This window comes from Pedobacter sp. FW305-3-2-15-E-R2A2 (assembly GCF_038446955.1).
Taxonomy (GTDB): Bacteria; Bacteroidota; Bacteroidia; order Sphingobacteriales; family Sphingobacteriaceae; genus Pedobacter.
This window is the reverse complement of record NZ_CP151803.1, coordinates 733,660-755,745: the sequence shown is the minus strand read 5'-3', so window position 1 is coordinate 755,745 and position 22,086 is coordinate 733,660. Positions and strand designations below refer to the sequence as shown.

The 22,086-nt window shown below is 42.5% G+C and carries 16 protein-coding genes; 2 read left to right on the top strand and 14 right to left on the bottom strand.

Going from position 1 to position 22,086, the window contains the following annotated elements:
* Nucleotides 1-42: 42 nt before the first annotated feature.
* The 4 genes from AAFF35_RS02935 to AAFF35_RS02920 form a co-directional block, all read right to left on the bottom strand.
* Nucleotides 43-516, bottom strand: coding sequence for a DNA starvation/stationary phase protection protein (locus AAFF35_RS02935; RefSeq protein ID WP_342330864.1), 474 nt, complete (start codon nt 514-516; stop codon nt 43-45).
* Nucleotides 517-675: 159 nt separating this feature from the next.
* Nucleotides 676-1,506 (bottom strand): helix-turn-helix domain-containing protein, encoded by an 831-nt coding sequence (locus AAFF35_RS02930; RefSeq protein WP_342330863.1) that lies wholly within the window; start codon nt 1,504-1,506, stop codon nt 676-678.
* A gap of 206 nt (nt 1,507-1,712) precedes the next feature.
* Nucleotides 1,713-3,479: a DKNYY domain-containing protein gene (locus AAFF35_RS02925; RefSeq protein WP_342330862.1), complete on the bottom strand. Its 1,767-nt coding sequence runs from the start codon at nt 3,477-3,479 to the stop codon at nt 1,713-1,715.
* A gap of 59 nt (nt 3,480-3,538) precedes the next feature.
* Nucleotides 3,539-4,831 carry a hypothetical protein gene (locus tag AAFF35_RS02920; RefSeq protein WP_342330861.1) on the bottom strand — a complete coding sequence of 431 codons (1,293 nt, stop codon included), beginning with the start codon at nt 4,829-4,831 and terminating at the stop codon, nt 3,539-3,541.
* Nucleotides 4,832-4,983: 152 nt separating this feature from the next.
* Between AAFF35_RS02920 and AAFF35_RS02915 the strand changes: the two genes are divergently transcribed.
* Together AAFF35_RS02915 and AAFF35_RS02910 are read left to right on the top strand one after the other, a co-directional pair.
* Nucleotides 4,984-5,877, top strand: coding sequence for a hypothetical protein (locus tag AAFF35_RS02915; RefSeq protein ID WP_342330860.1), 894 nt, complete (start codon nt 4,984-4,986; stop codon nt 5,875-5,877).
* A 309-nt stretch (nt 5,878-6,186) separates the two neighbouring features.
* The gene (locus tag AAFF35_RS02910; protein ID WP_342330858.1) at nt 6,187-6,714 is read left to right on the top strand and encodes a DinB family protein; all 528 of its coding nucleotides are present in this window, start codon (nt 6,187-6,189) and stop codon (nt 6,712-6,714) included.
* An 84-nt stretch (nt 6,715-6,798) separates the two neighbouring features.
* On the opposite strand, the gene AAFF35_RS02905 is transcribed toward AAFF35_RS02910, so the two are convergent.
* From AAFF35_RS02905 to AAFF35_RS02860, 10 genes are all read right to left on the bottom strand, one after another.
* The gene (locus AAFF35_RS02905; RefSeq protein WP_342330857.1) at nt 6,799-7,557 is read right to left on the bottom strand and encodes a hypothetical protein; all 759 of its coding nucleotides are present in this window, start codon (nt 7,555-7,557) and stop codon (nt 6,799-6,801) included.
* Between the two features lie 26 nt (nt 7,558-7,583).
* On the bottom strand, nt 7,584-10,901 hold the full coding sequence (locus AAFF35_RS02900) for a TonB-dependent receptor (protein ID WP_342330856.1): 3,318 nt from the start codon (nt 10,899-10,901) through the stop codon (nt 7,584-7,586).
* Nucleotides 10,902-11,038: 137 nt separating this feature from the next.
* Nucleotides 11,039-11,971 (bottom strand): FecR domain-containing protein, encoded by a 933-nt coding sequence (locus tag AAFF35_RS02895; protein ID WP_342330854.1) that lies wholly within the window; start codon nt 11,969-11,971, stop codon nt 11,039-11,041.
* 171 nt (nt 11,972-12,142) lie between these two features.
* Nucleotides 12,143-12,730 (bottom strand): RNA polymerase sigma-70 factor, encoded by a 588-nt coding sequence (locus tag AAFF35_RS02890; protein WP_342330853.1) that lies wholly within the window; start codon nt 12,728-12,730, stop codon nt 12,143-12,145.
* A gap of 49 nt (nt 12,731-12,779) precedes the next feature.
* Nucleotides 12,780-13,136 (bottom strand): DUF2200 domain-containing protein, encoded by a 357-nt coding sequence (locus tag AAFF35_RS02885; protein WP_342330851.1) that lies wholly within the window; start codon nt 13,134-13,136, stop codon nt 12,780-12,782.
* A gap of 62 nt (nt 13,137-13,198) precedes the next feature.
* Entirely contained in the window at nt 13,199-14,389 is a 1,191-nt protein-coding gene (locus AAFF35_RS02880) for a crosslink repair DNA glycosylase YcaQ family protein (RefSeq protein WP_342330849.1), read from the bottom strand.
* 129 nt (nt 14,390-14,518) lie between these two features.
* Complete coding sequence (locus AAFF35_RS02875; protein WP_342330848.1) at nt 14,519-16,207, bottom strand: endo-1,4-beta-xylanase; 1,689 nt, start codon at nt 16,205-16,207, stop codon at nt 14,519-14,521.
* 24 nt (nt 16,208-16,231) lie between these two features.
* Nucleotides 16,232-17,206 (bottom strand): DUF5627 domain-containing protein, encoded by a 975-nt coding sequence (locus AAFF35_RS02870; RefSeq protein WP_342330846.1) that lies wholly within the window; start codon nt 17,204-17,206, stop codon nt 16,232-16,234.
* A 23-nt stretch (nt 17,207-17,229) separates the two neighbouring features.
* Complete coding sequence (locus AAFF35_RS02865; protein ID WP_342330845.1) at nt 17,230-18,990, bottom strand: RagB/SusD family nutrient uptake outer membrane protein; 1,761 nt, start codon at nt 18,988-18,990, stop codon at nt 17,230-17,232.
* A 21-nt stretch (nt 18,991-19,011) separates the two neighbouring features.
* The gene (locus AAFF35_RS02860; protein WP_342330843.1) at nt 19,012-22,068 is read right to left on the bottom strand and encodes a SusC/RagA family TonB-linked outer membrane protein; all 3,057 of its coding nucleotides are present in this window, start codon (nt 22,066-22,068) and stop codon (nt 19,012-19,014) included.
* Nucleotides 22,069-22,086: the final 18 nt, after the last annotated feature.

The following is a 22,086-nucleotide window of genomic DNA, read 5'->3' as shown; positions in this document are numbered from 1 at the left end:
TGGATGTATTTCGCTTTGAATTGCACTTTTTCCCCAGACCAATTATTTTAAATGTGCTCTTAAAATCCAGGCCATTTTTTCATGTTCCTGCATCAGACCGGTAACAAAATCACTTGTACCCAAATCCTCATATTCATTCGCGAAAAGGTTTATGTTTCCTCTCAGAAAAACGATGATTATTTCATGCGCAATAAGCAACTCATTAATAAAAGTTCGGCTATTGCTTTTCGGCAATGAATTTTCCGTCAAATGAGTTAATTCGAGAAAAGCCTTTAATGTAGCTGGAACCGAATGTCCCAAAGTACGGATTCGCTCGGCCACACTATCGCTGATGTCTGATAACTGACCGGCCTGCTCGTCAAAAAGCTTATGTTTATCGTAGAAATCAATACCTTCTACATTCCAATGTGCTTCTTTTGTTTTTGTGTAAAGTACATATTCATCGGCCAGTAGTTTTGATAAGTCTATGGCTACTTTTTCGCGATTTCCTTCTGAAATTCCTATGTTCATTTCCATTTTTGATGATTTGTTATTTGATAATCCAAAGATCAATCCTATAGCAAAGCACATCAATGGATACTTTTCTCCTTCAATTGTACTTTTTTCCTGAAATGTGATTTAACGCAAAAAGCATGATTGTGAAATCATGCTTTTTAAATATTTGGCAATATTATCTTAGAATTGTTTGCGGAATGAAAGCGGGGAAATACCTGCGTTTTTTGTAAAGAAACGAACGAAATAGGCATCGTCCTGATAATTTAAGCTGTAGGCTATTTCTTTAACGGTAATGGTGGTATGAGCCAAAAGGCGTTTACTTTCGAGGATAATTCTGTTTTTAATAATGTCGTTTGGGGTGTCTTTACTGAGCAACCCTATTTTTTTACTAAGGTTTTTTGGCGTAAGAAAAAGCATATCCGCATAGTCAGCTACAGTATGGTGAGTTTTGTAATGTTGTTCTACCAGCTTACTAAATTTCCTTAAAAACTGAACATCCGTTTGCTGCTCTTGCTGCGACAGTTGATGTTGTTGTTTCCAGATTCGCGTTGATTTCAGAATAATCAGCTTTAATAAAATCCGCAGCATTTCTTCGGTACTGGCATCTTCATTTTGCATTTCAAGCTGTATGTCCCGGATTATTTTCTGTATATCTGCCGATTGATTTTCGTCCAACTCAATGAATGGGACTTCAAATACATTATTGTATAAAATACCGTCACAAGCAACTTCCTGGTCATGAATCTCAATACAATAAAAATCTCTGTTAAAATGCAGTAGTGTTCCTCCGGTTTCCTCAGCGTCATTTGGTTTAATCACTACTTTTGGATTAATAAACAGCAATGAATCTGTTGCTATTACGAATTCCTGAAAATCAACCCTGACCTTATTGCCTTGGGGGATAAACAGTATTTTGATATGGTCATGGACCAACAAAAGTTTATGCTCATCAAGGCTTGACTGCGTAAATTCTAAATTGCCGAACTGTTTGTATGAAAACTCTTTTATCATTATTGAATTAATTGTCTTTCAGGCTCACCTCTTTTTTCTCGCCATCCCGATCCACAACGAACGTTGTAGCAAAGCAGAAATCACTTATATGGTTGGTTTTTCTGACGCGAAAATACGCCATAAATTCTTGAAGTTTAAGTTTTAGGAGGAGACATTTAAAAATAAATCCCCTCTCTACCTGATGTAAAGAGGGGATGACTTATCTGTTATAAACCGTTATGTATCGTACTATTAATCCGATACTGTTTCAGTATATTTTGCAAATCAGTAATATAAAGTTCCAGTTCTTGCTTTGTATCTGCGCTTAACCGTACTTGTGTTGCAAACATATATTTACGGGACCGCTTTCCATCTTTTGTCTGAATCTGAAAACGTCCGGAATACCCGGCTTGCCGAATGGCAGATTCGATGGAGAAAACAACAGTATCAATATCTGATAACGCATAAGACCTGGGCCACAAGCTGTTCACCTTGAGACGTTGATTTTTGATACTAAAAGGCTTTGGATTAACACCCAATTTCCGGAGCGCCCATAGTAATAATTGAATACCTGCGACAAGAAATATCGGAATCCAGATAAACCAACCATAAGCACTGGAATAGGAAGTCTTCGCACTCAGCAATTCAGTGCTTTTGACCTTTGCCATATGATCTGTTCGCACGAGCTTGCGGATATCGTCTGTGCGGATTTCCGGGGAGAGCAACTGATTAACGGTTGCCTGATCTGTGATGCGATAAATGGTCTGTCCAATCAGCTGAGTATCGCCGAGTTGGTCAAAATAATAATAAATCCCCCCCTTTTTCCAAACTGATCCAGAAGTGCCATTGACCATCCCAATTTTCTCCCAGGTGCCAGTACCGGACTCGTCCAGTCTATAGATCTTGGTCGACCTGGATTTAAGTCCGGGGTTCTTGTTGTTACCCCAAACTTCATCTGTCTGAGTATATAGAATTTGTTGGCCATCAGAAAAGATCAGCGGTGCAATTTCTGTAAATTTCCCGTTGTTAAATGGGTTGTCATCAATTCTCACAACCTTCTTTTTTTTCGTATCAAAGTAGAAAACCCCGTCTTTGCTTAGAAATAAGGCATGATAAATATGTCCTCCATTTAGCGACAATACGCGGTAGGGACTGTACTGCTTTTCGAAAGCAATCTCATTGACATAAACCATTCCTTGTTTGGGATCTATCAGGTAATTTTCCTGGTTTTGGGCATCAATAACAATCGCATACAAATCAGAATGATCTTTGAGTGGCAGTATGGTATTTTCATAATATACATGCTCACCATCTGCCAGATAACGCTCGCTTTCGCGAATATCACCATCATTGTACCTTTTTGGGATCTGCCTCAGGTGCTCCGGATTGGCCTGGGGAAGAATTTTACCTTCATAGTAAGACAAGGTTCCGTTAGTCGCCACCTCCGTTTTCAGGATGGCACGATAAGGAGCTGTACCGGTCTCAAGTTTAGAGAGGGGATAAATATAGGTTTGGGGCTTATCTCCAATCCCAAAACCATATTGTACGCGTTGACTTAATTCCGAGAAAATTGATAACGCTTTATTAGTTACACTCATCGAGGCACAGTAACACGTTTGCTTGCCATCGCTGAAATAATCATTACCAATTGCTTTAGCTGTAGATGGATTAAAATCTTTGACAATCAGGTTTCCGCAGTAAGCGTGGTTTTTATCTACACCGAACTGTCGGTTTCGGTAACTATCATCCAACAGTCTAAAGCTATTGGCATCAGCTTCGCGGATCAGGTAATCACCATTGCTTGGCACGGATGCATACACCTGATTCTGATAACGAAGATATATACCTCCTATCTTCTGTCCTTCATGGTCAAGATCCATGCTGCTCGGACCTTTGGATTCCGAGCGCAGCATAGATGTAATAAGTACCAATGAAAACACGATAGAAACAATAGCCACCGTTATCCCTACGTGCTTAATTATGTTCAGGTTCATTTTTTGTTGATCAATAAACTACGATTCCATACCTTCAATAAACCTCAACATCAGCCCTTTTAATTATCTTTTAAGCTTACTTCTTTTTTCTCGCCATCTTTATCTATCGTCACCTGTTTCTCTATATTCGCTTTGTCCCGATAGCTTTGTCTGGCAGAGCCATAATTCGTAGTCGAACCGGTATATCCCCAATAATTGTAATAATTGGTATAACCGGAAACATAAGAATAATTATAAGAATTTGTGAAATCAAAACTGGCCATTACGACATAAGTACCGGGCATCAAATCAGCAAATTCAAAATGCCCTTCATCGTCATAAACTTTTGCTTTCTTGACGCAGGTGCCGAATTTTGAATCCAACGGAACCTCCGGCATTTTGCCCTGTTTCTTGATTTTCTTGTTTACCGAAATCCATTCCTCATAATAAGCTGAGCTTGGGAAAAGTGTGATTTCTGTACCCTTGGGAGCAAACTGTTTTTTGGCGGTATTGACCAGACCTCCAAGTCTTTTACCTGAATTTGACCTTGCAAAAGCCGTTCCGATAATGACACTATTTCCCTTTGTGATTTGCTGAGCCGCCTGATCCTTATTGAACTTATTTTTGATCGGTTGATAGTCAATTTCTTCGTTTACACAGATTTCCCACATTCCTTTTCCCATCGACATTTCTCTTTGCCAAAGGCGACGGTCTTTCTTGTCAATCACATAATTGTAAATGGCGCCTGTACTTTGTTCCAGCACGGTTACCAACCAGGTATCATGTTTTCCGGTTCTGGGCGACCAAAAGACATAACTTTTCACCTCTTTTATAACATAGTTACCGATTAAGACGTCAGAATTGTTATCGTAATAGAACTCCGGGATAATCGCTTTGTATCCTACATCCAGTGGTAAAGTGGTAAACATATGTTCGGCCAGATTAAAATCAAAAAACTGACCTTTCGGATTTAAATTTAACTGTTTCTCTTTTTTGTCTTTCTTGGAATAATAACTCCCTTTTATGGTCTCTCCAAAATTTAGTTCCAATTTGCTTTTTGCGCCCTCCGACTTATAGCTGATCGATTTCAGGGTTTTTGCATCAGCAACAGAAGTTCTTACTGTAGTCCACTCATTATTTTTCTCCGTGTATTTATAAAACAGGTTCAACTTGTTATCGGAAAAAGATATATCATAAGTCATAGTTCCCTGTTTTGCCCAGCTGGTATCTTTCACATAATAAACGGTATATAAAGACTTTTCAGGTTTTAAATAAGAGGTCTTGATTTCCGGACTACCGGGGAAAATCGTTTTCTGACAAAAAGCAACAAAAGGAAGAAGGTTAAGCAATAAAATAAGGATACGTATTTTCATTTGGATTAGATGATAAAATGATTAAGGATAGATTGATCTCTTTCATTCAATTTTTTATCGAAGGTAATAAAAAAGCAAAAAAATCTGGATACTTAGGCTCAATTTTTGCGTGAGCCCGGTATAAAAAATACGCTTTGACAGCAATTACATCAATGAAGAATATCCTTATTTTAAGTCTTTTAATATTGACCTTCGGATTGGCCAATGCCCAATCTAACAGAGAAGATATAGAAATACGCTGGCCTAAAGCTGAAAGATGGACACTGGACGAAAAATTGTCTATTCAAACCGATTTCTCTCGTCGCCGGCAAAAGTGGGACTTTAAACAAGACAGTAAAGACAGCTGGCAGAAAATGGTGATGATACTTAATGATGACCTCACGAAAAACACCAAAACACTGGATAGCATTAATGTTTCCCAGGACTTATCAAAGGAGAAAGGCAGTACTTTTAAGCTCCTGAAGGAAAAGAAAAACAGCTCCTCCCCTTATAAGTTAATCAGTATAGAAAATCGAAAGATTAAATCCGAGCAAGCGCCAATTTCTACACTTGCTTACTTTGTGGATGGAAAAACCTGCAGACATGTTATCCTTGTTTCTGCGAAAACATCAAAATTCTCAGCAGATTTTCTGAAACAATGGTCGGAAATTTTATTGAACAGCAAGATCGTTCCCTCTAAAGAAGGAAACTTTGAATACACAGATGATGCCTATCTTGAGGTAAAAGAAAGCAATGGAGTTGATGCGTTTTACATTACTGCACGTTTTAAATCTGATCAGGTGAAACATCTGCTGAAGGCGCAGTCCGCTAAAATTATGATAGATGATTTCCCAGATCTTAATCTTTCTGGTAAAGTATCAGAGATCAACACGGTAAAAAATGAGACAGACACATTTACGCTTGTTTCACCAGATCACAAGAGTGGCAATTTTGTAAAAATGCTGGAAAGATTTCCGGTTACCTTTAACGTTGAAATTCCATCGGCACTTAAGGACAAGCTTAAAAATAGAATGAGCTGCAGTGTCAGCGTAAATACCGCTCCATAAAATTCAGGACAACTGCCACTTCCAATCCTTCTGCAATCTCCCATACCATAGGAGTAGGCGCGTTTAACCCAGAGATTTTCATATCGAAGCCTCCTGTTTTTTTAAGTAAAAATAAGACCTTACAAGCTAACACACAGAGGATAAAACAGACATTACAACGGGTTGATTTGGACAACTTTTCTTTTTATCTTAGTTAAAAAGAAAACATGAAACACCTGACTATAGTCGTTCCGGATAGACAAAACAAATTAGGCAGCATTATAGGTGCCTGTTATAAAAATCTAAATATTCACCCTAAATCTAAAAAATATGAAACTTAAAAGTTTGATAATCGTACTATGTTTAGTCATAGGCGGTCAATTGGCAAAGGCACAAGTCACAGTAGCCGATCTGGTAAAGGATTGGGAAAGATCAAAGGCATATACTAAAGAATATCTGGATGCCATGCCGGAGAGTGGTTATGCATTAAAGCCTACACCAGAAATGCGGTCCTTTGCGGAACAGGTACTACACCTGGGCGATGCCAATTATGCATTCGCTTCGGCAGCGACAGGTGCAAAAAGTCCGGTGGGTCAGGGCGAATTGGAAAAAACCAGCGATAAATCAAAAGCTAATGTGAGCAACTTAGTCTTGGCAAGCTATGATTTTGTGATTGATCAGATCAAAAACATGCCTGAAGCGCAAATGGACGAAACGATTAAATTGTTTGGCAAGTTCGATCTGTCTAAAAGAGCTGCTGTGGCTAAGGCTTTTGAACATCAGGCTCATCACAGAGGTCAAACAACAGTATACCTTCGTTTGGCAGGTGTTAAACCTCCACAGGAAAAGCTGTTTTAAGCTCAACAAAGAATCAGACACCTACAGCATATTGAAAACAGCGAAGCCTTAGATCTCCCTAAGGTTTCGCTGTTTTCAATGTCATTACCTTGGAAAAAGAGGAACCAGATCTTCCTGGGGATATAGTACCGGTTTTCCTGATTGATCTTTTCCTAGTCCCACATACCAGCTTTGAACTCCCCCACCTCTATAGCCATACTTGTTTGGCAATTGAAGCCCTGCATTCATAAAGCTGTAGTTTACGTCGTTCCCAATCAGGTACTCTTTCGTGCCGGCCTTCAATAATAAAACGTACATTTCGCCTTCCAATGGTGGTATCCTGATGAATTCTGTCCATTGTTTAGGCTGCACATTTCTGGCCAGGTATTCTACCGTATTGATATCCGAACCATCACCGTAGGCAATGTCTACCGGCATGTCTGGTGGAAGATCAAAATAGAAGGCAATTTGTTCCTGTTCCGCTATTGGTGCAGGATAATTAAAACCTTCTGTAACTTTACTGCCGTCATAAAAAAAGCTGACTGGCTTATTTCCGGTCTTATTTCTTTCGATACGGTAGCTATAAAGGGCTTCATCTGTACCTTTCTTTTTCAGTTCCATTTGAACGGCATCCTCATTTTCATAAGCGATGTTGCCATCAAAACTGATCTTGCCATAATATTCCCGCATTTTAACTCCGTTAAAATACTGTTCTAGTGTATCACCCAAAACAAAGCCTCTGAAACTGATCGGGCGTAAATCTTTGATAGGCGTAACCGCCAGTTTTCCCTCCTTTTCACAAGAAGAAGCGAACAGGGCCAGGAGGAACATTAAAGCCGTTAACACATTATATTTAGATTTCATAATATATATCTGTATTGAGTATAGGATTAAAAATTATAGGAAAGGGAGAGACTGAAGCTACGCCCTACATATCGGGTAAAAGTCTGTCGGTCGCCAATCTGCTGTGAAAAACCTTTACTGTCGTCTGCATAACCTTCTTCGAATTTATTGGTAAAGCCCCATTTGTATTGGTAAACATCGTTCCACTCCGAATTAACCGGTGGTTTTGCATTTTTAATTTCATAAGTAGAAGCGTCATTGATATAAAAACGGAAAGGGTTATCCAACAGATTACTCATATTCAGTTTGAACTGCGCTTTATTGCGGTAAAAACGGTAGCTGAGCTGGGCATCCAACTGGCTTCTCGGCCTTTCGTACTCCACCAGATTTGGGTCATTTCCAGTAATAAATGTCTTGTAGCCCATATAATTAAATACCAGGTTCAGGCCTAAATGTTTACCCGTATAACTCAGGCCCCCATTAACAACCGTAGGTACCTGCCCATATAGCGGGCGCTTGTATTTCATATACTCATAATAGGAAGTCTGTTTTCCTTGCTTGTCTGTTTCGTACCTTAATATTCTGGACTGGACTTCAGATTTCAGTAAGGTGAGGTTACCGCTCAGGGTAATGTCTTTCAGCAAAGCCACAGCGGGCGCTATGAATCCCAGGGACTTGCGGACTTCTATCTCCAGGCCTCTGATTTTCCCCCAATCCGAATTGTTGGTGTATACATATAAATTGTCGGTACCGGAAACATCGTTGACGGCGTAAAATTCAGCAGGTTTATCGAAGTACTTGTAGAAGCCCCCGATTGAAATAATATCGCCGGCGCCCGGAAACCATTCGAGCTTAACATCATAGCTATCGATAATAGACGATTCCAGCCCCATGTTGACTTGCATCCTGCCAAAATTGGTATTGTATCTGGAGAACCGGGAATTGTCCATCAAAGATGGTCTGACTGCAGTTTTCGCGTAAGAAACACGCAGGTTAAGGTTGTTGACCGGAGTATAAGTTAAGTGGGCTGAGGGCATGAACTTCCACCTTACACTATCCCTAAGCGTTACTTCCGGCGTCCATTGCATATTGCTGCTATTCTGGAGACTGTCGTACCTGAAATATTCGTACCTGCCCCCCCAAACCAACCTTAATTTATTGGAGATCCTATGGTCAAACATCGCATATACCGCCTTGTTGACATCCTTTCCTTCATACCTGCTCAAGTGAAATGATGAAGGCATATATAAAAGATCTTCCATTGGTTTTTCCATGCTCATATGGTTCCCATATTCCTGTATCGGTATATAACCATAAGGGCTATTAGCCGTTACAAAACTCACAATCGGCAGCATCTTCCACTCATAGCTCGCGTGCCTGTCCAGGTAGAATACCCCGGTTTTGAAAACCTGCTTTTGTTTGCCGACGTTGAAATCGATAGCCACATTCAGACCTGCAGTAAGGTTCCGCTCCTTATAAACGAACTTATCACGTTCTAATGCATTCCCACCACCAGGACTGCTGCCCTGACCAGGTCCATACTTATAAATCACCTTATTGGCCATTTCCTCAGCACCTAGCGACGCCGTAACCGCATCGATCTCCCGGGCGGTAATAGATACCCTTGCGACGTTCCAATCCAGTTTTAACCTACCCAGCAAATGTTCCGCACTGATTTTGTTTTGCAGAAGATCGGTAAAAACGGGCCGGTCATCTTCTCTGATCATCGGATATTTTAAGAGTCCCTCGTCTTTTGGATCTCCGTACCGCCAGCCAGAAATCCGTTCCAACTGCTCATTAAATACCCGGGAGTAGAAATTGTTGGTCTTGATCTGGTGCCTGTCGTCACGGTAGCCCCCGTTCAGCAATGCCCCCAATGTGGTATTGAAATTATACAAATTGCCTTTATTGACGTTATCAGGATCATCTGGCCTGGCATTAATTTCCCAGCCGCCACGTCTGATCGTAGCAATATCGTCGATCGCCTGGGTATTACGATAGCTCAGCGAACCCACAAAACCTATTTTCTGAGCTTTTTGTTTCGACAGCTCATAACTTTGTCCAATGCTCAGCTGGTAATTCTGAGACGGCATACTTTGGAAAATCCTGCTGCCCAGGCGTTCTGTTCCACCAATCATTCGATTCTGTGCAGCGACCTCTGCAGGCGTAACGTTGCCTGGATTGGGAATTCTGGGATTGAAGCTGGAAACTTCTTTCAATCCGGCCGGGAAATGATTTCGGCTTCCGTCATCAAAACCCAGGTAATCGTATTTTCCACGCTGATAAGCATAGAAATCTTTTCCGATAGTCCTGGAATTGAAAGATGTTCCTGCGCTGAAAGAAAGAAAATCTTCAACCGGAATGGAGATCGTGTTTACCTGTATCAGTCCTCCCCCAAAACCCGAAGTCATATCAGGAGTAGCCGACTTGTTCACCACAACACTTTCCACAAGATTGCTTGGAATCAGCGTAAAGTCGAAATTCCGGCTTTGTACATCAGTGCTCGGCAGCATGATCCCATCCAACTGGGCTACGTTGTACCTTTCCGCAGCCCCCCTTACCACTACATTTCTATTATCCGTAGTACTCAATCCGGTAATCCGCTTGAGTGTTTCGCCGATGTGCTTGTCTGGGGTTGCACTAATCTGTTCGGCAGAGATGCCATCAGTAACCGAAGCCGCATTCTTTTGCCTTGCGTATAAACCTTCCACTGAAGCCTTTCGATAGGAACTGGTAATCGTTACGGTTTGGAGACTCTGCGCATTTTCTTTAAGGACGATATCAAGAGGGGTGTTCCGGTCTGAAATAACCTTCACGTCCGTAATGCGTGCATCCTGGAAACCGATATAACTTGCTTCTATGGTATAGCTTCCCGGAGGAAGGGAAAGCTGGTAACTTCCATCTACAGCATTACTAACCACCTGTCCAAGTTCCAGCACTTTTAGGGATGCGCCCGGAAGTGGGCCACCTCTGCTGTCGAGGATTTTCCCTGAAAGCCGGCCAGGTCGTGGTACCGGAGTATAGGTGACCACAATATTCTGACCTGTTTGTTGATAATGGGTTGCCGTACGCCTGGAAAGCAATTGCAGCGCTTCCAGGAGTGATCCCTTGAACTGAAGATCTACCTTACGGTATTCTTTAATTTTGCCCAGCGTATAGACAAAGCTAAAGGGTGTTTTAGCTTCGATCTCCTCCAATATAGCGGAGATCGTTTGTTGCCTGGCATTTATACTAATGTTAACTTCACTCATTTTCTGTGCTTCGGCAACATTGGCCATCAGCAGCGTAGAGGTTGTAGCCAGTAAAACAAGGATTAAGGTGCTGTATTTCATCATAACGAATAACTTCGTTCGTAATTTTTTCATTATTTTTGTTTGATTTTAAGGAGTTTATTCTTTTTAAAATGTATCCCCTTCTTTAGTTGTCCAGACGCGAAAAGGGGAATGATACTGATGGTCTGCAGTTTAATTCTGCAGACCTTTTTTTATGGTCTGTGATTAATCTATAGGCATCCCCTCCCTTTAATAGTGATATAGTTGTCTTGAATACTATAGGTAAAACCCGCACTTTTTTTAAGTAAATCGAGTAAAGCAGTTACCGAAAGGCTTTTGAAGGTTCCTTTAAACCTGCAGTTTTTTAGATTTTCCTGTTCAAAGCTGATCTTAACGTTATACCATCTTTCCAATTGCGCAGCTACTTCCTCAAAACGTGCTCCTTTAAATATCAGAATGTCCTTTTTCCAGGCAATAACCTGCTCGAGATTGCTCAAAGTATTCACTTTCACAAGCCCCTGTGTTTTGGTATAGACCAGCTGCTGTCCGGGTTGTAAGGCCGCTAATGCTTTTTTTTCGTTAGATATATTTTTAATTTCGCCCACTTCTACCCGGCCCGATGCGACAGTTACATCAATCTTTTCCTCTTTATCAAATGCCCTGATGTTAAAAGAGGTTCCCAATACTTTGGTATATAAACCGGCATATTGAACGATAAAAGGTTTAGCCGGATTCTTTGCGACCTCAAAGAAACCTTCGCCTTGAAAGGACACGGTTCGGTTGGTTAGATTATAACCGGCATTATAGGTGATCCTGCTTCCGGCGCTAAGGGTAACTACAGTACCATCACTGAGTGATATGGTTTTCCTTTGTCCGTATGGGGTACTCAGGGTATACGACCTGGAGGAAGGATCTTTTTTATGACTGAGATGAAGTCCGCTGAAAAAGTAAATAAAACCGATGGCCATAGTCAGGCAGGCAGCCGCAGCATAAGGAAGTACATACCTACCCCAGCTCCTTTGAGGTTTGATTTGCTGCATGACCTTTTGTATACGCAGTTCACTTTCAGCATCTGGTGTTGTTGTAACCCCAGCCTCCTCCCATAATTGTGCTATTTGCCCATCCAGTGCATCTATGGTTTGATCCCGGCTTATGAAATCCATAAGCTCCTTTTTTTCTTCAACGCTCAGCCTGTTATTTACATATGCGGAGAAGAGCTTGATTAACCTTTGTTGTTCCATTACCCATATGACAAATCCGAGACAGCTTCTGTCTACCGGGTCATATTAAGCTTAAGTTAAGTTTTACCCGCAATAATTTAACATGACATTTGGTTAGCGAAGAAAGGTGAGTACAATCACTATACACAACTGATCGGAGACCTTTGTCCTTAATAATTGATAAGATTTTGCCAGCTGGGTCCGTATGGTACTCGGAGAGAGGTTCAGTTTTGCCGCAATTTCGCTGGTTGTTAGCCCCTGCTCCACTTTCATTTGATAAATGATCTTGCGCTGTGGAGAGAGCTGGTCGATGAGGATGGCGGCAAATTTTTTCAGGTCATTATATTGGATTTCAGCCTCTCCATCTAAGACCTCATCTTGTGCTGCCGCATATTTTTCTTCATGAGCATATCGGCGTGCAATTTCTTTCAGGGTATTTAACGATTGGTTTTTAGCCATGGAGAACAACCAGGCAGGAAGTGTCTCAATTGTATTTAATGAGGTTCTTTTTTCCCATATTTTAAGAAATACATCCTGTGAGATTTCCTGGGCGAGTTCCGGAGATTTAACGATCTTTAAGGCAAACTGAAAGATCCGGGGTTCATGCCTGCGCATCAGTTCTTCGAAGGCAGGTGTTACTCCTGCCGCTATTTTGTTCAGTAGTTCAGCATCCGTTGGTCTATCAACCTTTATTTTATTCATCCCTTGACGCAAAAATAAAGGGCGCAATGTTATGGTAATATTAAGGTTTTTATTTCCTCAAAATCTTTTCCATTGCCTTCCCTTTCGCTAATTCGTCCACTAACTTATCCAGATATCGGATCTTTTGCATCAGTTCATCTTCTATGTCTTCTACTCTATATCCACAGATTACCCCTGTGATCTTGGATACATTGGGATTGAGCTGCGGAGCCTGCGCAAAGAAATTTTCGAAATCAGTTTTATGGTCAATATGCTGTTGTAATGTTTCTTCGTTATAGCCTGTAAGCCAGAATATAATTTCATCCAGTTCTGCTTTTGTGCGCCCTTTTTTCTCCGCTTTTTGAATGTAATGTGGATAAACGCCTGCAAAAGACATTTTAAACACTCTTGTATTGTCAGTTTTCATTTTTCTCTTGATTATTAGGAATCGTTGTTTATGATTTAGTGGGCAGGTAAAGTAAAAGGAACTCAGGAAAAGCTGTTGCTAATCGATTCCAGGTAAGTTTCATTGTTAGACCGTTTGAAAACAATGTCCTGACATTGATTGAACAGCACAAATTCTTTTAGGGCCTGAGTAAACTTTTCAATAGTGCTTTGCTCCAGATCAATGGGTTCAAAATGGATGTTATGGACAATCAGTACTTTTTGCTTACGGTCGGCTTTGGCATCCATCCTTGCAATAAAAATCTCCCCTGCGAGTACGGGTAGTGAAAAATAACCATACTGTCGTTTTGGGGCGGGTACAAAGCATTCGATCTGGTAATCAAAATTGAAGAAGTCTTTTAACCGGTGACGAAAGACGTTAAGGATATCGAAGGGCGAAAGGATAAAGACCTCATCAGCTAGTTTAATGTTAATCTCCTGATTGGAGCGCATATAGAGCGGGCCTTTTAGGCCCTCCACAGTTACCATTTTTACTTCAGCATTCTGAACCATTTTTTCCAGCTCCGTTTTTATCAGGTTGCCTTTTACGCGACGGGCGCGCCAGCTCATTTCCTTAACAGTAGCAATGCCTAGCGCAGCTAAAGTGCGGAAAATGATAAAACGGGCATATTCTTCAGCTGTAGGTAGGGTTAAATCTGTTTCCTGTGGCACCAGGTTGAGTGGCATATCGTAGACTTTCTGGAAGGATTTGGTACGGCTGATCATCAGGTGTCCGTTGAGGTAAAGCCTTTCGAGTGCGACCTTAGCGGGGCGCCAGTCCCACCAGCCTGAGCTGGCTTCCATACGGTCGTTCTCAAAATCTCCAACCATTAGTGCCCCTTCCCGTTCTACCCGATCCAGAATCTCTTTCATCAAATTGATTTCCGGTTTGCTGATCGCTTTACCTTGCATTTCAAAAGCCTTTTTAACAGGCAGGGAAAAGCGGAAATCCCTCATGGGAAGGTAACCAGCATCGGAAGTGAAATACTCATAAACACGGCCATCTTCGCAAAGTTTGGCCAGCCATTCTGTTTGATAACCTGGTATGCGCGCGGCCATCACATGGTGGTGTGCACGCTCCACCACGTAATTTGTATCCAGCTGTACAAATCCCAGATGGTCAATCAGCCGGTAAACAGCTTCGATTCCTGTGCCGAACTGTGCTTTCCGGGCAAGTCCGGCAGCCTCCAGGATGATCTTCCTTGCCTGCTGTTTTGTAAGGTTCGTATATTCCATCAGGTAAATTTAACCAGATTCTGCGTTGAAGAACAAATTCCCAGAATATTTAAAAAAAACAGGGAAGAAGTTAGCTAACGAACGGCTCCCCTCTTCCCTGATTTAGCTGTAGACAGCGGTTTATCAGCCCTATTTATTTTTCAGGCCTTCCGCTACACCAACATATGCAGGTTTCCTGACGAAACCTTCTGTCCATAAACCGATCGGCTCACCGCCTCTCCAACTCGAGCTTGCAGGGCTATCCTGAGGTGCCCAGATGGTAATTCCATAACGCTGAGCAGCAGGAATGAGCTCAAAGTATTTCTTCACTACATACTTGTACATTTCTGCCTGTTCCGCATATTGCTGCGGGCTAATTTGGGCCGTTTGTAGTTTTCCTTCAAAGCCCATATCCAGCTCAGATATTTTTATCAGTTTGCCTGTTGCAGCCAATAGTTTAAACATCTCCTCGATCTTTGCCTTATCTGAAGTAGCAACGATGTGCATCTGAGTACCTATTCCGTCAATTTTAGCACCTTTATCTTCAAGATATTTTACATACGCAATCAGTCCCTTACATTTATCCAGGCTATACTCCAGGTTATAATCGTTGATGAAATGGATATCTGTTGGATTGCCATACTGTCTGGCCCATTGAAATGCTTTCAAAGCATAATCTTTGCCCAGATAGTCCTGCCAGTAAAACTCATCGGCTGCTAAATTCGTCCTGCCCACACCCGTTTTTAGTTCAGCAGGTTTACCATCGTCCATCGGTTCGTTCACTACGTCCCAGGATTTAACATGATCTTTAGAAGCGGTAACCATTTCCTTGATCCATTTTTCAAGAGCGGCACTCAACAACGTTTTCTTCTCTTCGGCTGTTTTCTCGATGATGGTCACTCCGCCAAGAGGATTGTACTTTTTCAGACTGATATTATCAAAATAATAAGTCGTAGCCGTTTTGCCGAGATTGAAGGCAATGGCACCACTCGTGATCATTTCTGTAGAAATGGTGACTTCCTTGGTATACGTGGTCCATGTCGGCGTGGAAGATATCGTACCGAAAAAATCATAAAATTTGTAGGCACCTGCAGTGACATGCGCCTGTGTACCAAAAGATGCAGGTGCATCTGACCGCACATCGATCTTGAGTTCATATTTTTCTCCCAGCTTCACCGCCGGAGAAAATTTAAGAAACAATTGTGTATCCCAATCATTGGTACGAACACTCTGATTCGTTATTTTCAGCGCTCTGCCGACTCCCTTAGCCCCCTCTCCCGCAGCGGTGAACCCGGCAATTGCATTGGCATTGTACTGATAATTTGCAGCATTGTCAGTTTCAAAATCTGCAGCAGTGACCAAATCCCATGTAGGGCCACCAGTTGAAGGGATCACTACCGGCGCGATCAATCCGTTCAAATAGGTGGCATTTTGGTTGGCATGCCAGGCAAGCGTATGCCCGAAAACAGAGATGCCCGCTTTCGTGGCGGTTTCCAATAAGGTCTTAACATTGGTTAATGACAGATTTCCATCAGCCTGAACAACAGCGCCATGTTTCATCTCGTATCCGAGCGTGATTTCGTCAAAATTACTGTTCGCAAGCCGGTACATTACTCCTTTTGAAAGGTATTGCTGCAAGGATATGCCCGCACCCAACTTAAACTTAGGATTTGCATTTCTGTCCACATAAGTCTTCAGACCCTCGTAAGCATCTATTTCCTGCTGAGCGGCGAAAGTTGCCGGTTGATCAACATGGAAGTCCAGCGCTTCATATTTATGGCAGGAAGCCAATGCTACAGACGCAGCTATGCTTAATGCTATTTTATAAAATGGTTTCATAAATCTCGATGGTTAGGTTAAAAATTAATTGCCAACCGGAGTAAAGGTCTCGGCCTTCACTCCCCGGTCGCGCATTACAAGCGTATCAGCAGAGGTTACCGTTCTGTCGTCCAGATCTACCTGATAGTTCAGGTAAAGTGCATCACGATCCTGACTGCCCCAGCTGTTTTTCTCTCCTCTTTTAACAAATTTCCCGGTTCCGCTGGCTGTAAAACCGGCATCACCTGCAGCCACTGTGCAGTTGCCATTGTTGTCGAAAGTTAACAGTAAGGTCCGGTTGATGTTCACTCCACCAGCACCTTTAAATGTTACCGGGAAGGTTGCCTGAGTCAGTGAGCGTGTATTGATTTTGTTGACCTCATCCTTCTCTACATATTGCATGTGGCGTACGTTTGTACCATCCAATGCAGTATTGCCGTTTTTACCCACAAAAACATCCTTACCCCTGCGCAGGTAAAAACCGGTCCATGGATTGATGTACCTGACGGCATAAAGCGTAGACTTTTTAGTTTCCAATATTGCATCAGCATTCACCACATTCGTCATTTTTAACGGAATGACATAGGTTGTACTTGCAGATAAGGGGTCTGCAAAGAATGCGTCTGTGAGCTGTACTTCCACTCCACCAATTAATTTACCCTTAGGAATGGTGATCTTATCGGAAGCAAGCGTGTAATAATTGGCCGGCATCGGCTTTACTGTTCCACTGTAGGGAGAAGGAAATGAAAGTCCCTGGGTCAACGAATTGTCTACAGCAATTCCAATAGTGATGTCTTGTTTATTTGAATACACACCACCTAAAGTAGCCATGATCTGAAGTTTATGCTGGTTATCCAGTGAGGTATCGAAAATATCCTCGCCAAGCGTGATTGTCCTGATCGGTCCCTGATAAGCAAAATAAACGGCCTGTGTTTCGTAATCAGGAAATGCCCACTCTTCATTTTTGCAGGAAGCAAGTGTTGAAAGGAGCAAGAGTGAAGTATAGAATAGATTTTTCATCTTTAATTTGTTTATAATAAATATTACCATCCGTTATTTTGCTGTAAGGCATTATACTTCAGCCGTTCACTATGAGGGATAGGTCCGAACCTCATGTAATCCTGATAGTTCCTTCCTTCCACATTAATTTCCTTATAAGTATTGAGTGAAATACTAGTCCCTGTTACTGCCTCAGTTAAGCTGGTGTTCCACCTCCGCAAATCCCAGAAACGGAAGCCCTCGAAGGCCAGCTCCAACCTTCTCTCGTTTCTGATCAGGGTTCTCATGGCATCCTGGTCTCCTTTGATGGATTCCAGGTAGGCATGTCCGTTTGCAATACCTACGCCGGCTCTGGTACGAATGGCCTTAATCACGTCATAAGCCGAATATGGATTCCCTCCATTACCCATTGGGCCCCAGGCTTCATTTGCCGCTTCTGCATAGTTCAAAAACAGTTCGGTATAACGGATATGGGGTCTGTAGTGCTTTTGATTATTGACGCTTGGGTTTAGGCTCACATCCTGTCTTAACAGTTTTCGCATGTAATAACCTGTTCTGGTGGATGTTTCCTTTTTATTTAACCCGTCGTCATTAGTAACCACATCTATTGTGGTATTGATGACTTTATTGGCTGGTCCGATGGTATTCCCATTATAGACGATATATTTTGCTAAACGCGGATCACGGCCTGTATAAGGATTGGCGGCACTATAACCACTGGATGCAGTATTCGTGATGGGGTAACCATTTGACATTGGAAATGCATTCACTAAATTTTGCGTCGGGTTTAACCGGCCCTGACCAGAGAGGCTGGGCGGATAATGCGCTGCTTCAAGATCGCTGCTTGATCCGATATTAGTCCGCCATAACACTTCCCTGGGGCTGGCTCCTGAGGCTAAACCATCAATCTCTGTTTTATTATCATACCAGGTCACACCATTAGGATCTAAATTAGCAAGCCCTCCGTTAAGCTCCAGTACCTGAGCAGTATAGTTAGCTGCATCCGTCCAGGTTGTGGTATTTCCTGTACTATACGCCTGGCTTGCAGCCATCAATGCTAACTTTGCCCGGATTGCCTTTGCAATCCGGCCGGTCATCCGCTGGTTAAAGAATTTACCGAAAACCCGGTTATAGGTCTCCACCTTAATTCCGCTATATTTTGACGGTATTTGAGCGGTGCTGGTGATGTCTTTATAATCAAGAGAAAGCAAGCCCTCGGCTTTGTCCAGATCACTATAAATCTGTTTCATACAAGCCTCGAATGTTGCCCTTGGCTGATTGAAATTTGAAGTTGGTGTTTCCGCCTCAAGCACCAGTGGGAAACCATACAAAGTACCTCCGGCCCATCCGGCATGTGCCTGCAGCATATAATACATCAGATAGGCACGTAATCCATAAGCTTCGCCTTTCTGACGATCGTTAAACATGGTATTGAGCATCGGATCAGTGCTATCCCAGGTCACTTTGTCTGCCTCGGCCAGGAATATGTTTAAATACTGAATGCCCGCTCTTGAATTTGTCCATTGATCCAATGGGTTAAAGGAAGCCGACCATTGTCCGGTGGCAATTTTCCGGTAATTATTATTGATATCATTGCTTACCGCATCATCTGTAGCAACATCGCTGAAGGACCAGCCGTTTGTTGGGAGCCGGGTATACCCGTTTAACAATAATCCATGGGCCAGTGCCGGCTCCTTATAGATATTCTCAAAATCTCCATTATTTTGGGCAGCAGGTTCGGTAAACTTTTTACAACCCGAAAGCGTAAAAAAGAAACCTATAAATAGTATTGAAATTCTGTTCATCTTATCTAATATTTTATTCAATTAAAACATTGCCTTTACGCCCAGATTGTACAACCTGGTCTGTGGGGCACCTCCAAAATTCATCTCCATTATTTCCCGCTCCTTCGCAACCGTCAACAGGTTAAAACCGGCCACATAGACCCCCAGCTCTTTCAGTACCTTACTTTTAAGCAGCTTGTCGGAAATCGTGTAAGAGACCTGAACTTTCGACAAATCAAACCGGTCTGTACGATACATCCAGAAATCAGATGCCCTGAAATTGTTATCCCCGTTCTGGGTGGTCAATCGTGGAAACGTTGCGGTATTCTGGGTGGCCTCTGTCCATCGGTTACGTACCACTGAAGAGTATTTATCACTTCCATTTACCCAGAAGTAATTGTCACTTTTCATGGCCGAAGCACCGAAGCGACCTGTACCTAATACAAAAAAGGTAAAGTTCTTCCATTTTGCGGTCAGGTTTAGTCCAAGAGTGAGAGGCGCACCAAACCATCCCCCCCGCCCAAGGTAAACCTGATCCTGATTGTCTATAATTTTATCACCATTCTGATCTTTGTACCTGATATCACCCGGGGCTAAAGTGGATCCAAATGCAGACCGTGGCTGGTTAATGCCATCTGCAGCTGCCACTTCGCTGGCATTCATATAAAATCCATCACTCACCAGGCCCCAAATCGCATCTAGTGGTTTGCCCTGACGGTATTGATATTGATCTCCATAGGTATAAGCATCAGGGCGTTTTGTGGCTTTGGTGGAATAGTAGCTACCTGATGCACCTATTGTCCACTGAACAGCACCAATGCGTTTGTTGAAATTTAACTGGAAATCCAGGCCTGTACGTTGATCGCCATTGTAATTGCTATAAGGCACAAATGAAGAGTTAGGAAATCCCTGTGTAAAATAACTTGGATATAAAACATTGTACTGGCCGATTATTCCGGTGATGTGGTTTCTAAACACATTGGCACTAAAGCCGAACTGGTTATTAAACATAGCCCCTTGTACACCTAGGCTAATTTCTTTCCTTTTAGCAAATGTCAAATCCATATTAGTTCCCCGACGGGAATCAAAAGACTGTGTGCCCGAACCATCGTTCCAGCCAAACCAGTTGCCACCTGTTGCCGTATAAATGCTTTGATAAGCAAAGTATTCGTCAAAATCGAGATCAGTATTGAGAATCCCCGCTGATGCAGTAATGGTCAGGTTGTTAATAAAGGATGCGGATTTCATAAAAGGCTCTTCGCTTATCCTCCAGCCTATGGTACCCGCTGGTGAGAATGCCACGCGGTTTCCCGGAGGCATTTTTGGGGAGCGGACAAGCGCGCCTGTGAACTCCGCGTAATATTTACGGCTGAAATTATACCCCAGCTGCAGGCCCAGATTTGAATTGGTAACCGGCTGGTAGATTTCAGATTGCGCCTGACGATATGCTGCACCTAAAAATACAGCAGAAATTTGATGTTTTTCGTTGATAACGGTATTATAATTAAGCTGGCTGGACAAGGAGATGGTTTGTCTGTACCAACTATCTGCAATCGTTTGAACGCCAGGTTTGGTATCTTCTCCCCAACGGGTCAGGCCGGAGATAAGGTCTGAACCGGAATAGGTTGTCCAGCCCGGCTGATAAGTCGCGTAGCCATTGCGGTAACCTTGATTGTAGCGGTTAAAGTAATCTATTCCCAGGCCTGCATTAAATGAAAGCCCTTTTAAGATGCCACTCAAATCAGCATCTATTCCTGTAGTAAACTGAAATTCCCGCTGCACAAACTTATTGTTACCGCCTGCATAAATGGCAGCGAAAGGATTCGTCTGATCGATTTGGGTTCCACCCAATACATATTTGCCGTTTATGAGATTGGCAGTATTCACCATTGCCCAGCTTGCCTGATCACTTTCCTCTATCAAATTGATGGGAATAAGCGGGGTAAACAGGTGCGGACGTAAAGTTGCCGCGCTGCCCCAATAATCAGTATTTACACCCCCGCCATTGGAAAATACAGCACTGGCATCCACTCTTGCTTTCAATGCCTTGGTTAACTGCATGTCTACATTACCGCGTATATTAAAACGGTTTGTACTGCCATTCTCTTTGGCTTCGCCAAAATCCAGCAGCGAACCGGAAGAATTAAATCCAACATTGGTATAATAGCGGGCCCGTTCGTTACCTCCGGAAATCTCTGCCACACCATCATATCTTCCAAAGTTGCTTTTAAGGTATTCCGAAGAATAATAGTCTACACTTGGATAACGGTATGGGTTTCCCTGAGAATGATTATAGATCGCCTCCGCAGTATATGCCGGAGCCAATCCGTCATTTACCAGTGCTTCATTATACAAGGTCATATATTCTGAAGAGCCAAGGTATCCGGGAAACCTTTTGGGCACATTCAGTCCTGCGTTGGTACGAAATGCGATTTTCTGTTTGGAATTGGTTCCTCTTTTCGTGGATATCAAAATTACCCCTTTAGCACCACGGCTTCCATAAAGGGCAACAGCAGCGGCACTTTTGAGAAAAGTAATCTGATCGATCTCATTCGGGGTGATGCTACCGATATCACGCGGAACACCGTCTACCAATAATAAAGAACTACTCATGCCCCAGAGGTTGTTCCCGTTGAGGCTATTGCCATTGAATCCCGGAGCAAAGGCTTCCATGTTTTCCAGTCCGGAGGTCATGAAATTTTTCTCAAAGATTTTTGAAACGTTCACATTCGACAGGCCACCCGGAAGGTCCCGCTCCTCTACCGTTCTAAAGCCAATCGGAACGACCCGCTGCTCCTCGCTTAAAGTGATTTGCTGCAGATCAGGTATTGCAGTAACCGATGAACTTTTATAACCTGTTGCACTTACCGTTAATACTGTTTTAGCAGGCACTTCCATGGAAAACACACCCGACTGATCGGATATGACCAGCAATTCATTTGCTGCGGAACTTATTGTTGCTCCTTTTACAGGCTCCCCGTTTAAACCGCGGACAATGGCTTTTATAGATATTTTAACGGCATCCTGCCCCTTGATTACGCCGCTAAATAACGTAAGTAAGACGCACAAGACCATTGCTTTTCTTAAATATTTCATCATTCTTGTCTTTAATTATCT